The sequence below is a fragment of the Streptomyces sp. T12 genome (assembly GCF_028736035.1).
Classification (GTDB): Bacteria; Actinomycetota; Actinomycetes; order Streptomycetales; family Streptomycetaceae; genus Streptomyces.
Window position 1 is genome coordinate 5,384,631 of the sequence record NZ_CP117866.1, and the last position, 12,833, is coordinate 5,397,463.

Consider the following 12,833-nt stretch of genomic DNA (forward strand, 5'->3'; position numbering starts at 1 on the left):
GCCTATGAGCTGTTCAGGCCTATGGGCTGCTGAGGCGATGGGCCGCTGAGCCTGGTTTTCCACATCCGCGGAGTTGTCCACAGGGTGTGACGCGTTTCGGCCACCGGCTGTACCGTCGGCACGAGTTGATGTTCGTGCGTGAGCGGGGGAGGCGGTCGGGATGACCGAGGTCGGTGGCGAGGCTACGGCGGAGGCGGCTGCGGGTCCGGCTGCGGGTCAGGCTTCGGCTGTGGTGGCGTCGGAATCCGTGGCGCGTCGGCTGCCCCGGGTGCGCGGCTTCGCGCAGTGGCCGGGCGGCGGGTCGCCCAAGGAGGAGGGCAAGGCGCTGCGCAGGCAGGTGCCGCGCGGTGAGCACGCGCTCTTCGACCTCGACGCCGCCCGCCCCGACGCCGTGGCGGCCGTCGAGGAGTCCAACCTCGGCCGGCTCTCCGAGCTCACCCCGATAAGGGTCGGCCGGATGGCGGCGACGCCCTTCGCGTTTCTGCGCGGCTCGGCAGGGCTCATGGCGTACGACCTCGCCCGCACTCCCATGACCCGGATCCGCGCCCAGATCTGCGGCGACGCGCACGCGGCGAACTTCGGTCTGTACGGCGACCCGCGCGGCGGCCTGGTCATCGATCTGAACGACTTCGACGAGACGCTGTACGGCCCCTGGGAGTGGGACCTCAAGCGACTCGCCGCCTCGCTCGTGCTCGCGGGCCGGGAGGCGGGCGCGGACGAGGCCGCGTGCCGCAAGGCGGCGCACGACACGGTCGGTGCCTACCGGCGCACCATGCGGCTGCTGGCCAAGCTCCCGGTGCTGGACGCGTGGAACGCGATCGCGGACGAGGAGCTCGTCTCCCACACCGACGCCCATGACCTGCTCGGCACGCTGGAGCGGGTCGCGGAGAAGGCGCGGGCCAACACCAGCGGGCGCTTCGCGGCGAAGTCGACGGAGCCGACCGAGGACGGCGGCCGCCGCTTCGTCGACGCCCCGCCGGTTCTGCGCCGGGTCCCGGACGCGGAGGCCGCGGCGGTGGCGGCGTCGCTCGAGAGCTGGGTCGCCACGCTCTCCGAGGACCGCCATCCCCTCGTGTCCCGCCACTCGGTGCACGATGTGGCGTTCCGCGTGGTGGGCACGGGCAGCGTCGGCACGCGCTCGTACGTCGTCCTCCTTCTGGACCACCGTGGCGAACCCCTGGTCCTCCAGGTGAAGGAGGCCCGCCCCTCGGCCCTCGTCCCGCACCTGGTGACGGCCGGCTTCGAGGCGCCGGAGGCGGAGCACGAAGGGCGGCGCGTGGTTCTCGGCCAGAAGCGCATGCAGGTGGTCAGCGACATCCTGCTGGGCTGGACGACGGTCGACGGACTCCCCTTCCAGGTCCGCCAGTTCCGCAACCGCAAGGGCAGCGTCGACCCGGCCGCGCTGGCCGCCGACCAGATAGACGACTACGCCCGCATGACCGGCGCCCTCCTGGCCCGCGCCCACTCGCACAGCGCCGACCCGCGCCTGATCTCCGGCTACTGCGGAAAGAACGAGGAACTGGACGAGGCGATCGCCACGTTCGCCGTCACCTACGCCGACCGCACGGAGGCGGACCACGCGGCACTGGTGACGGCGGTGCGGGCGGGGCGGATCGCGGCGGAGGTGGGGGTGTGACGGGCACGAAGCCCTCGGTGAGGGGCGCTGGGTGACGTACGTCGACCTCGGCGGGCGGGCCGGGGAGGCGACGGGCGTCATCGATGCTAGGCCCTGTCCGGAGCGGCTGCCTGCGCCGGCGTAGCGGCTGCCCCCGGGAGCTCGGGTGATTTGCCACGGGCCCTGGGCACTGCGACACCTCCGGACGACTTCTCCGGTTCTCCGGGCGTGCTTCGGGCGCGCTTCGGGCAGGCACGACTGCTTCAAGCACGACGAGGACCCGCTCGTCCGGTACACCGGCGTCCCGCCGTCCCGCTGTCCCGCGGACTTCCTGGACGTCTGCGACGTCGCGGCCCTCGGGGGACGTGATCACGGACGGACTGCGAGGGGCGGTCCCGGGTGGAGGGTGGCCTACGCTGGTCGGGTGACGACGCCGGAAGCTGAGCAGTCCCAGGCCGAGCCCGCTGGTGCGGGGACGCAGGGCGGTGCCGAGGTGCCCGCCGGTGGAGCTGAGCAGGGTGGTGAGGCGCAGGTGACGGCCGAAGACGGGGCGGAGCGGCCCGAGGCGCGGCTGGAGCGGGCCGTGCGGGCCGCCGAGCAGGCGTTGATCGAGTACGAGATCGCGGTGGAGACCTTCCGCGTCGAGGTGGAGAACTTCTCCCGGCTGCACCACCAGAAGCTCGGGCCGATGTACGCCCGCCTCGACGAGCTGGACGCCCGGATCGCCGAGGCCACGGCTGCCCGCACCGGCGATCCCGAGGACATCCGCAAGGCCGACGAGGCCCGCGCCCGGGTGCTGCCGATGCCCGGCGTCGAGGAACTGTTCCACGGCTGGATGGACGGCGAGGGGCTGTTCCCGGAGGCCGCGGCGATGCTCACGGAGCAGCCGGTGCAGCCGCCGCAGCGGGTGCGCCCCAGTGACGAGGCCCGCAAGCTCTACCGCGAGCTGGCCCGCAAGGCCCACCCGGACCTGGCTCAGGAAGAGGCCGAGCGGTCCCGGCGCGAGGAGTTCATCACCCGGGTCAACGCCGCCTACGCCCGTGGCGACGAGGCGTTGCTGCGGGAGCTGGCCGAGGAGTGGGCCGCGGGCCCCGCGCCCAAGGAGCAGGGCCCGACCCCCGCGGAGGAGCTCTACGCCCGCCTCGAATGGCTCGCCCAGCGCAAGGAGATGCTCGCCCTCGTCGCGAAGGAGCTGGAGGAGAGCGCGATCGGCGCGATGCTCCGCCTCGCCCCGGACGACCCGGACCGCCTCCTGGAGGAGATCGCGGATCAGCTCCTGGCCCAGGTCGCGCAGCGGGAGGCGGAGCTCGTGGCGCTGCTCGGCTAGGGGCCGGGAATCGCCCCAAGGGGGCGCACCCTAGGACTGCCGTACCACCCGCCCCCCGTAGGCGCTCCCAACGCAGCCGCACCCGTCAGGTAGCGTCGGAGCCATGCACTTCGGATCTGGCGTACCCACGGTCGAGGTCACCGACCTCAAGGACGACGACTTCCTCCTGGGACGTCCGCGAGGACGACGAATGGCAGGCGGGTCACGCCGAGAGGGCGCTGCACATCCCCATCAGCGAGTTCGTCGCCCGCTACGGCGAGCTGACCGAGGCCGCCCCGCAGGACGGCCGCGTCCATGTGATCTGCCGCTCCGGTGGCCGCTCGGCGCAGGTCGCGATGTACCTCGTCCAGCAGGGCATCGACGCCGTGAACGTCGACGGCGGCATGCAGGTGTGGGCGGCGGCCGGACGCCCCGTGGTGAACGACGAGGGCCAGCCGGGCTACGTCCTCTGAGCTGTTCCTTGAGTAGCCCGCTGAGCTGCCCCTCTGAGCTGCTCCTCTGAGTTGTTCAGCTGAGTAGTTCAGCTGAGCTGCTTCCGCCGAGCCGTCGGAGACACCCGTCAGGCCAGCGGATGCGCCGCCAGCAGATCGCCCAGCGCCTCCTCGTGCGCCGCCGCCGGGCCGAGCGCCAGCTCCAGGTGCTTGGCCCAGGCGTGGTACCGGTGCAGCGGATAGTCGACGTCCGCGCCGAAGCCGCCGTGCAGATGCTGGGCCGTCTGCACGACCCGCCGTACGCCCTCCGAGGCCCAGATCTTGGCCACGGCCACGTCTCCGGAGGCGGGCAGCGCCCCCGACGTCCCCGAGGCGATCCGCCACGCGGCCTGCCACAGCACGGCCTCCATCGCGCGCAGGTCGATGTAGCGGTCTGCGGACTGCACGGCGACCGCCTGGAACGTGGCGATCGGATGCCCGAACTGCTTCCGCTTGCTCGCGTACTGCGACGTCATCCCCAGCACCCGCTCACCCAGCCCGAGCGCCAGCGCACACGTGCCCGTGGCCAGCAGTTCCCGCAGCCACTCCCACGCCCCCTCGCGGTCGAGGACGTCCCGCGCCGCGAGCCGCACCGACTCCAGCCGCAGCTCCCCCAGCCGCTCCCCGCTGGTCGAGACCTGCTCGGCGAGCGAAACCCCCTCCGCGTCGCGCGGCACCAGCGCGAGGACGGTCCGGTCGTCGGCCGTACGGGCCGGCACGACCACGAGATCGGCGTCGTACGCCCAGGGCACCGCGGTCTGCACCCCGTCCAGGACCCACCCCGAACCCTCCTGTCGAGCGGTCACCGCGAGCTCGGCCGGGTCGTGCCCGGTGCGGCCGTGCGCGGCGACCGTCAGCACCACCTCGCCGCGCCCCGCGCGGGCGAGCAGGTCGGCCTTCACCTCCGGGCCGCCGTACGCCTGGACGGCCGCCATCGCCGCGCTGCTCTCCAGCAGCGGCACCCGGGCCAGTACCTTCGCCGACTCGCGCAGCACCAGGCACAGCGCGATGGCGTCGAGGCCCGCGCCGCCGTACTCCTCGGCGAGCAGCAGGCTCAGCAGGTCCGCGTCCGCGAGGCGGCCCCACAGCGGGCGGTCGAAGTCGTCGGCGACGGCGCCCGGCGTGAGCGCTGGGGAGGGCACTGCGTCCGGTGCGACCCCGGCGAACACTCCGCGCGCCGCCTCGGCCGCCGCCTGCTGTTCCTCGGTGAAGGTGAAGTCCACGGTCCCTGCCCTTCCACACGCACGGCGATCTGACGGAGCGTCAAGATAGAACAGGTTCTAGAAGAAGGGAATGCTCCTCGTGGGGTCCCTCGTGGGGTCCCTCGTGAGGGTCTCGTGGGACCGCAGTCGTGAGGGTCTCGTAGACCCCGGTGAGATCGCGTAGGACCCCCGTAAGGTGTGGACGGCGGCGGCCCGACTGGGGCTGTTCCCGGCGGGTGGGCCTGAGTACCGTTCCCGTGCGAGCGCTGAGGGAAGACGGACCGGAACCGGAATCGGGGAACGAAACGGCATGGCAGACGCGTACGACGCAGGCTCGGCCGCCCGGCATGGGCCGCAGGAGGAGCCGCCCGTCGTCGTGCCCTCGTCCGCTCCTGCTGCCTCTGCCGCCTCGCCCATCTCTGCCGCCTCGCCTATCCCTGACACCTCTCCAGCCCCTGCCGCCTCTCCTGCCTCGCCGCTCCCCGAACCCCGCATCGGCGTGGCCGCTCTCTCCCTGCGGTACCAGATCGGCGCCGCGCTCGCCCTCGCCGTCGTGGCGATCGCCGTCTGCGTCCACATAGGCATGGTCTTCCTGCATGTCGCGCCGCCGAACACGGTCACCAAGCAGCACGGCAAGGCGATCGACGACTGGATATACCCGGAGTTCGAACAGAACTGGAAGCTGTTCGCCCCCAACCCGTTGCAGCAGAACATCGCGGTGCAGGTCCGTGCCCAGGTCGGCACGGCCGACGGCGGCACCCGTACCACCGGCTGGTACGACCTGTCCGCCCAGGACGGCCGGGCCATCGACGGCAATCTGCTGCCCAGCCACACCCAGCAGAACGAGCTGCGCCGGGCCTGGGACTTCTTCGTCGCCACGCACGACGCCCAGAACCGTCCCGTCGGTCTGCGCGGCGCCCTGTCCGAGACGTATCTGCGGCACATAGTGCAGCTGCGCCTCGACCGCGCGAACGCGGCCGGCGACGCCGGCGTCGTCGAACGCGTCCAGGTCCGCTCCCGCACCACCAATGTGCGCCCGCCGAAGTGGAGCGAGGAGCAGGTCTCGGACAAGCCGACCTACCGCGTGCTGCCCTGGTGGTGGGTCCCGAAGGACGGGGCCGGCAGTGCGGGCGGGAGCGAAGCCGCGGGCAGGACCAGTGCCGTCGGCACGACCGATGCCGCGGCCGAGGCCGAGGGAGGTGCCCGGTGAACCGCTTCACCCTCGCGATCTCCTTGGGCATCGCCCGTGTCACCGAGTCCGCCCTCGGCCCGTACCAGACGGCCGTGATCCGCATCGGCTTCACCGCGACCTGGCTGCTGTTCCTGCTGCGTGAGTTCCCCCACCGCCAGGAGTTGTACGGCCCCGACGGCCCCTGGGACTTCGACCTCGCCCAGCAGCTGATCGGGACGAACGGCTCCTTCACCGCGCTGATGTGGTCGAGCAGCCACTTCTGGTTCGAGGCCGTCTACGCGCTCGCCGTCCTGACCAGCGTGCTGCTGCTGCTCGGCTGGCGCAGCCGCACGATGTCCGTGCTGTTCATGGTCGGTGTGCTCTCGCTGCAGAACCGCTCCATCTTCATGGGCGACGGCGGCGACAACGTCCTGCACCTGATGTGCCTCTACCTCGTGTTCACACGCTGCGGCCAGGTCTGGTCCCTGGACGAGCGCCGGGCACGCCTCGCGCGCGAGGCACACGCGCGTGGCGAGGGAATCGGGCCCGACCGGGTCGGCCCGGCCCTGTGGAGCGTGCTCGGGTTCGCGCTGGTCGCGGTGACGGCGGCGGGTCGTCTCGGCGGCGACCTGACCGTGCCGGTGATCCTGTGGGGCGTCTGGCTGGGGCAGGCCGTGTGGTGGATCGTGGACCGCCGCGCCCGGACCGCCCAGCCCCGCATCCTGCTCGACGTCGTCGGCAACATCGTGCACAACGGCGCCCTGCTGGTGATCATGGCCGAGGCGTGCCTGATCTACGCGACCGCCGGCTGGTACAAGATCCAGGGCTCCCGCTGGCAGGACGGCACCGCCGTCTACTACCCGCTGCACCTCGACTACTTCTCGCCCTGGCCGGCCCTCGCCGACGTGCTGTCGTCCAGCGGCACGATGGTGATGCTCATCACCTACGGCACGGTCGTCGTGCAGGTCGCCTTCCCCTTCACGCTGTTCAACCGGCGGGTCAAGAACGTCCTCCTCGCCGCGATGATCACCGAGCACGCCGTGATCGCGGTCGTCCTCGGCCTGCCGTTCTTCTCGCTGGCGATGATCGCGGCGGACGCGGTCTTCCTGCCGACGTCGTTCCTGCGCCGCCTCGGCGGGTGGGCGGCACGCGCGCGTGGACGTCTGTGGAGTCTGGTCCGGCGCGGCGACGACCGTACGCCGCTCCCCGAGCCGCGCACCCGGGAGAACCCCGAGCACGCGCCCGTAGGCTTCACGGCATGACCGTGACCTCCTGGAACCGGCTCGCCGAGAGCTCCGTGCTGCTCGACGGCTTCCACGCCCTCAAGCACGCCGTGCGCTTCGGAGCCGAGGTCCCGGTGGCGGTCGCCGTCGACCGGGCGGCCGCGCTGGCCCTCGCCGACGAGCTGGCGCCGGATGTACGGGAGACGCTGGACGCGCTCCTGACCGAGGTCCCGGAGTCGACGTACACGTCCCTGGTGCCGCGCCCGCACCCCACCGCGGTGGCCGCCTTGGCCGTACGACCGGCCCGCGCTGCCAACCTCGCGAAGCTGGCGCACACGCCCCGCACCGCCCCGGTCGTGGTCCTCGACAACCCGCGCAACCTCGGCAACGCGGGCGCCGTGATCCGCCTGGCCGCCGGTTTCGGCGCGACCGGCGTGGTCACCACGGGCACCCTCGACCCCTGGCACCCGACGGTCGTGCGCGGCGGGGCGGGCCTGCACTTCGCGACGGCGGTGGAGCGGCTGGGCGTGGACGAGCTGCCGCCCGGGCCGGTCTTCGCGCTGGACCCGGAGGGCGACGACATCCGGGGCATCAAGCTCCCGGACGACGCCGTCCTCGCCTTCGGCTCCGAGCGCAGTGGGCTGTCCGCCGAACTACGCGCGCGTGCCGACCATTTGGTGTCCCTGCCGATGCGCCCCCAGGTCTCCAGCTACAACTTGGCGACGAGCGTGGCGATGACGCTGTACCACTGGAGTCTCACCGGGGGCGCTTTGCGGGCTTAGGCCTCCCGACGCACCTCGACCACCCGGAACCGGTTCGCCACGAACGCCCCGTCGCACAGCGCGGAGTTGGCGGCCGGGTTGCCGCCCGACCCGTGGAAGTCGGAGAACGCGGCCGTCTGATTGACGTACACCCCGCCCGTGAGGTTCAGCGACAGCTGGGCCGCCTCCTCCAGGCAGGCCTCCTGCACGGCCTGCTCGACCTCCTCGTCGGTGGTGTACGCGCCGACGGTCATCGCACCCTTGTCCCGCACGGTCCGCCGCAGCAACTCCACCGCGTCCGACGCCGAGTCGACCGCGACGGCGAAGGAGACCGGCCCGAAGCACTCGCTCATGTAGGCGGCCTCGTCGTCCGCCCCCTCCCAATACTTCCGCGCCCCGTCCAGCTTCACGATCACCGGCGTACGGACCACCGCGTCCGGGAACTCCGGGTTGGCGATCTCCCGGGAGGCGAGGGCGACTTCGCCCAGCCCCGCAGCGGCCTCCAGGCGGGCCTTGACGTCGGGGTTGACGATCGCGCCGAGCAGCGCGTTCGCGCGGGCGTCGTCGCCGAGGAGGCCGTCGACCGAGCGGGCGAGGTCGGCGACGACCTCGTCGAAGGTCTTGGGGCCCTCGTCGGTGCGGATGCCGTCGCGGGGGACGAGCAGGTTCTGCGGGGTGGTGCACATCTGGCCGCTGTACAGGGACAGGGAGAAGGCCAGGTTGGACAGCATCCCCTTGTAGTTGTCCGTCGAGTCGACGATCACCGTGTTGACGCCGGCCTTCTCCGTGTAGACCTGCGCCTGGCGGGCGTTGGCCTCCAGCCAGTCGCCGAACACGGTCGAACCGGTGTAGTCGATGACCCGGATCTCGGGGCGGGTGGCCAGGGTCTTGGCGATGCCCTCGCCGGGCCGCTCGGCGGCCAGCGCGACCAGGTTCGCGTCGAAGCCCGCCTCGGTGAGCACCTGACGGGCGACCTGCACGGTGAGCGCGAGTGGCAGTACCGCGCGCGGGTGGGGCTTCACGAGGACCGCGTTGCCGGTGGCGAGGGAGGCGAACAGGCCCGGGTAGCCGTTCCAGGTCGGGAAGGTGTTGCAGCCGATGACCAGGGCGATCCCGCGCGGGACCGGCGTGAACTGCTTGTTCAGCGCGAGCGGGTCACGCTTGCCCTGCGGCTTGGTCCACTCCGCCGTGTCGGGGGTGCGCACCTGCTCGACGTACGCGTACGCCACCGCCTCCAGGCCACGGTCCTGCGCGTGCGGGCCGCCCGCCTGGAAGGCCATCATGAAGGCCTGACCGGAGGTGTGCATGACCGCGTGCGCGAACTCGTGCGTCCGGTCGCTGATCCGCTTGAGGATCTCGACGCAGACCACCGCGCGCATCTCCGCGCCGGCGTCCCGCCACGCGCGCATGCCGGACCTCATGGCCGGCAGCAACTCGTCGATGTTCGCGTGCGGGTACTCGACGCCCAGCTCGATGCCGTACGGGGAGACCTCGCCGCCCACCCAGTCGTCCGTGCCGGCCTGGCCGAGGTCGAGGCGGTTGCCCAGCAGTGCGTCGAAGGCGGCCTTGCCCGCCGCCGCGTCCAGGCTGCCGTTCTCACCGTAGGCCTTGGGGTGCTCGGGGTGCGGGGACCAGTACGCGCGGGTGCGGATCGCCTCCAGCGCCTGGTCGAGGGTGGGCCGGTGCTTGGCGATCAGCTCGTGGGCGGTCAGTTCGGCGGCCATGCGGGACCAACTCCTCGTTTCCAGAGCTCTCCGTTGAGCTCATGACCTGGGCAGAAACATGGGCAGGAACAGGCAGTCAGAGTTAGAGTAACCGAACGATCGGTCGGTTCAAGGGGGTCCGCCGCATCTGTGGAAAACCCCGTGCGGGAGGATCGCGCACATGACAGCACTCGACCTCAGCAGCCCCGTGGCCGTTGTCGGCACCGGCACCATGGGCCAGGGCATCGCCCAGGTCGCGTTGGTCGCGGGCCATCCCGTACGGCTGTACGACGCCGCTCCCGGGCGCGCCCAGGCCGCGGCGGACGCGATCGGTGCCCGCCTCGACCGGCTCGTCGCGAAGGACCGCCTCACCGGCGCCGACCGCGACGCGGCCCGCGCCCGGCTGCTGCCCGCCGACTCGCTCGCCGACCTCGCGGACTGCGCCCTGGTCATCGAGGCCGTCCTGGAGCGCCTCGACGTCAAACAGGAGCTGTTCCGCGAGCTGGAGGGCATCGTCGACGAGGACTGCCTGCTCGCCACCAACACCTCGTCCCTGTCCGTCACGGCCATCGGCGGCGCCCTCGCCAACCCGGGCCGCTTCGTCGGCCTGCACTTCTTCAACCCCGCGCCGCTGCTGCCGCTCGTCGAGGTCGTCTCCGGGTTCGCCAGCGACGTCACGTCGGCCACGCGCGCGTACGAGACGGCACGGGCCTGGGGCAAGACGCCGGTCGCCTGCGCCGACACCCCCGGCTTCATCGTCAACCGCATCGCCCGGCCCTTCTACGCCGAGGCCTTCGCCGTCTACGAGGCGCAAGGCGCGGATCCGGCCACCATCGACGCCGTTCTGCGCGAGTGCGGCGGCTTCAAGATGGGCGCGTTCGAGCTGACCGACCTCATCGGTCAGGACGTCAACGAGTCCGTCACGCACTCCGTGTGGCAGTCCTTCTTCCAGGACGTGCGCTTCACGCCCTCGCTCGCCCAGCGGCGCCTGGTCGAGTCCGGCCGGCTCGGCCGCAAGAGCGGGCACGGCTGGTACGACTACTCCGATGGGAACGGGGCTGCCGAGCGCGACGAGCCGCACACCGCGGAGAAGGGCCGGCCGCCCGCCTACGTCGTCGCCGAGGGCGACCTGGGACCGGCATCCGAGCTGCTCGCGCTGATCCGCGAGGCGGGCATCCCGGTGCGCGAGGAGGACGAGGACCACGGCACCCGCCTGGTGCTGCCGAGCGGCGGCCAGCTCGCGCTCGCCGACGGCCAGACGTCGGTGGAGTTCCGGGACGTCGTCTACTTCGATCTCGCCCTCGACTACCGCAGGGCCACCCGGATCGCCCTGTCCGCCTCCCAGGACACCTCGCCCCAGACCCTCGCCGAGGCCACCGGCCTCTTCCAGGCGCTCGGCAAGGACGTCAGCGTCATCGGCGACGTCCCCGGCATGATCGTCGCCCGCACGGTCGCCCGGATCGTCGACCTGGCGCATGACGCCGTCGCCAAGGGCGTGGCCACCGAGGAGGACATCGACACCGCGATGCGCCTCGGCGTGAACTACCCGCTCGGCCCCTTCGAGTGGAGCCGCAGGCTCGGCCGTAACTGGGCGTACGCCCTCCTCGACGACCTGCACCTGCGCGACCCCTCCGGGCGCTACGCGCCGTCCCTCGCGCTGTACCGCCACGCGTACGCCTCCGACAAGCGGGAGGGCAACACCTCATGACCACCGCCAAGCGCGACACGTACACGCCGGAGACGCTGCTCTCCGTCGCCGTGCAGGTCTTCAACGAGCGTGGCTACGACGGCACCTCCATGGAGCACCTCTCCAAGGCGGCCGGAATCTCCAAGTCGTCGATCTACCACCACGTCAGCGGCAAGGAGGAGCTGCTGCGCCGCGCCGTCAGCCGGGCGCTCGACGGGCTCTTCGGGATCCTCGACGAGGAGCACGCGCGCGTGGGGCACGCCGCCGACCGGCTGGAATACGTCGTACGGCGCATGGTCGAGGTGCTCATAGGCGACCTGCCGTACGTGACGCTGCTGCTGCGCGTGCGCGGCAACACCGACACCGAGCGGTGGGCCCTGGAACGGCGCCGCGACTTCGACCACCAGGTCGCCGCACTGCTGAAGGCGGCCGCCGCCGACGGGGAGGTGCGCGCCGACGTGGAGGTGCGGCTGGCGACGCGGCTCGTCTTCGGGATGATCAACTCGATCGTGGAGTGGTACCGGCCGGACGGCCGCGGCATGAACGAGCGCGAGGTCGCCGACACCGTGGTGCGGCTGGTCTTCGGGGGGCTGCGGCAGGCGGGCTGACTGCCGCTTGCCGCGACGGCGGCCTGAGTACGCGCGCGTGGCCGGGTGAGTACGCCACCCGATGCTCCGGGGCCCCTCGGGTGGTGGGCTGTGACGCATGATCCAGAACGACATGCCGTCGTCTGCCGACGACTCGACGTGGTGGCGGGCGCCTCTCGTGGCCACGCTGCTCGGGTTGCCGCTCCTCGGGTGGGAGTACGCCCTGTGGGGCGGGAACACCTTCCGCGTCCTCGGGGGCGCGGTCTGCTGGGCGTTCGTCCTGCTCGCGGTCGCCTGGGCGCTGCCGCATCGCCGGTCGGCGCGGATGCTGCGGATCACGGCGGCCTGTGCCGCTCTCGTGTGCGCGTTCCTTCCGTTGCTGCTCGTGGTGCTGTTGGCCATGGTGATGACCACGGGCTGACGGCCTGGACGAACGCTCAGCCCTGCGGCTCCAGGTCCTCCTCCTCGAACACCAGCAGCGTGCGCGAGCTGAGCACCTCGGGGATCGCCTGGAGCCGGGTGAGCACCAGCTCGCGCAGCGCCCTGTTGTCGGAGGTGTGGACCAGCAGCAGCACATCGAAATCGCCCCCGACGAGGGCGATGTGAGAGGCACCGGGCAGTTGTCTGAGCTGCTCGCGCACCGTGCGCCAGGAGTTCTGGACGATCTTCAGGGTGATGTACGCCGAGGTGCCCTGGCCTGCGCGTTCGTGGTTGACGCGGGCGCCGAAACCGCGGATGACGCCGTCCTCGATGAGGCGGTTGATGCGGGCGTAGGCGTTGGCGCGCGAGACATGGACCCGCTCGGCGACCGACCGTATCGACGCGCGGCCGTCCGCCTGGAGCATCTGGAGGATGTCCTGATCAATGACGTCGAGCGGGCGTGGGGGCGGCAGGGGAGTGCCGCTGTCCGGGCTCTCGGCCATTTGTTCAGGCGCCATGTCCCCCCACCTTCCTGCCGTGGACGTACTGCGTTCATTGGAGGCTGTGGAGAACCGTTTGTCCACAGCCTGAGGGCGCCTGTAGCCAAAATGTGCCGACGACCGAACAATCGGTAGGTGAGGCGCATCACAAGAGCTGCGCCTCTCGT

Annotated in this window: 11 protein-coding genes and 1 pseudogene; 9 read left to right on the forward strand and 3 right to left on the reverse strand. The window is 71.7% G+C overall.

The genetic code is table 11. From position 1 onward, the window contains the following. The first annotated feature begins 160 nt into the window (after positions 1 to 160). The 3 genes and pseudogenes from PBV52_RS24170 to PBV52_RS24180 all read left to right on the forward strand — a co-directional run bounded on the left by PBV52_RS24170 (position 161) and on the right by PBV52_RS24180 (position 3,394). A complete protein-coding gene (locus PBV52_RS24170) occupies positions 161 to 1,636 on the forward strand; it encodes a DUF2252 domain-containing protein (protein WP_274241044.1) in 1,476 nt (491 codons plus the stop codon). A 403-nt stretch (positions 1,637 to 2,039) separates the two neighbouring features. Beyond that, on the forward strand, positions 2,040 to 2,942 hold the full coding sequence (locus PBV52_RS24175; RefSeq protein ID WP_274241045.1) for a hypothetical protein: 903 nt from the start codon (positions 2,040 to 2,042) through the stop codon (positions 2,940 to 2,942). A 103-nt stretch (positions 2,943 to 3,045) separates the two neighbouring features. Beyond that, positions 3,046 to 3,394, forward strand: a pseudogene (locus tag PBV52_RS24180) (rhodanese-like domain-containing protein). A gap of 107 nt (positions 3,395 to 3,501) precedes the next feature. On the opposite strand, the gene PBV52_RS24185 reads toward PBV52_RS24180, so the two are convergent. After that, positions 3,502 to 4,635: an acyl-CoA dehydrogenase family protein gene (locus PBV52_RS24185; RefSeq protein ID WP_274241046.1), complete on the reverse strand. Its 1,134-nt coding sequence runs from the start codon at positions 4,633 to 4,635 to the stop codon at positions 3,502 to 3,504. A 289-nt stretch (positions 4,636 to 4,924) separates the two neighbouring features. Between PBV52_RS24185 and PBV52_RS24190 the strand changes: the two genes are divergently transcribed. From PBV52_RS24190 to PBV52_RS24200, 3 genes are read left to right on the forward strand one after another with little or no spacing between them, the layout of a single operon-like run. Then, the gene (locus tag PBV52_RS24190; RefSeq protein ID WP_274241047.1) at positions 4,925 to 5,824 is read left to right on the forward strand and encodes a DUF5819 family protein; all 900 of its coding nucleotides are present in this window, start codon (positions 4,925 to 4,927) and stop codon (positions 5,822 to 5,824) included. Continuing rightward, complete coding sequence (locus PBV52_RS24195; protein WP_274241048.1) at positions 5,821 to 7,047, forward strand: HTTM domain-containing protein; 1,227 nt, start codon at positions 5,821 to 5,823, stop codon at positions 7,045 to 7,047. Before PBV52_RS24190 ends, PBV52_RS24195 begins: the two co-directional genes overlap by 4 nt. Continuing rightward, positions 7,044 to 7,790, forward strand: a complete 747-nt coding sequence (locus PBV52_RS24200; protein WP_274241049.1) for an RNA methyltransferase — start codon at positions 7,044 to 7,046, stop codon at positions 7,788 to 7,790. Before PBV52_RS24195 ends, PBV52_RS24200 begins: the two co-directional genes overlap by 4 nt. Here the strand turns inward: PBV52_RS24200 and paaN are convergent. Continuing rightward, the gene (paaN, locus tag PBV52_RS24205) at positions 7,787 to 9,493 is read right to left on the reverse strand and encodes a phenylacetic acid degradation protein PaaN (RefSeq protein WP_274241050.1); all 1,707 of its coding nucleotides are present in this window, start codon (positions 9,491 to 9,493) and stop codon (positions 7,787 to 7,789) included. The genes PBV52_RS24200 and paaN overlap by 4 nt on opposite strands. Positions 9,494 to 9,653: 160 nt before the next feature. Between paaN and PBV52_RS24210 the strand changes: the two genes are divergently transcribed. From PBV52_RS24210 to PBV52_RS24220, 3 genes are all read left to right on the forward strand, one after another. Further along, positions 9,654 to 11,180, forward strand: coding sequence for a 3-hydroxyacyl-CoA dehydrogenase (locus tag PBV52_RS24210; RefSeq protein ID WP_274241051.1), 1,527 nt, complete (start codon positions 9,654 to 9,656; stop codon positions 11,178 to 11,180). Continuing rightward, positions 11,177 to 11,767, forward strand: a complete 591-nt coding sequence (locus PBV52_RS24215) for a TetR/AcrR family transcriptional regulator (protein WP_274241052.1) — start codon at positions 11,177 to 11,179, stop codon at positions 11,765 to 11,767. The genes PBV52_RS24210 and PBV52_RS24215 overlap by 4 nt, the downstream gene beginning before the upstream one ends. Before the next feature lie 97 nt (positions 11,768 to 11,864). Continuing rightward, the gene (locus PBV52_RS24220; protein ID WP_274241053.1) at positions 11,865 to 12,167 is read left to right on the forward strand and encodes a hypothetical protein; all 303 of its coding nucleotides are present in this window, start codon (positions 11,865 to 11,867) and stop codon (positions 12,165 to 12,167) included. A 16-nt stretch (positions 12,168 to 12,183) separates the two neighbouring features. On the opposite strand, the gene PBV52_RS24225 is transcribed toward PBV52_RS24220, so the two are convergent. After that, a complete protein-coding gene (locus PBV52_RS24225) occupies positions 12,184 to 12,669 on the reverse strand; it encodes an Lrp/AsnC family transcriptional regulator (RefSeq protein WP_274249538.1) in 486 nt (161 codons plus the stop codon). Positions 12,670 to 12,833: the final 164 nt, after the last annotated feature.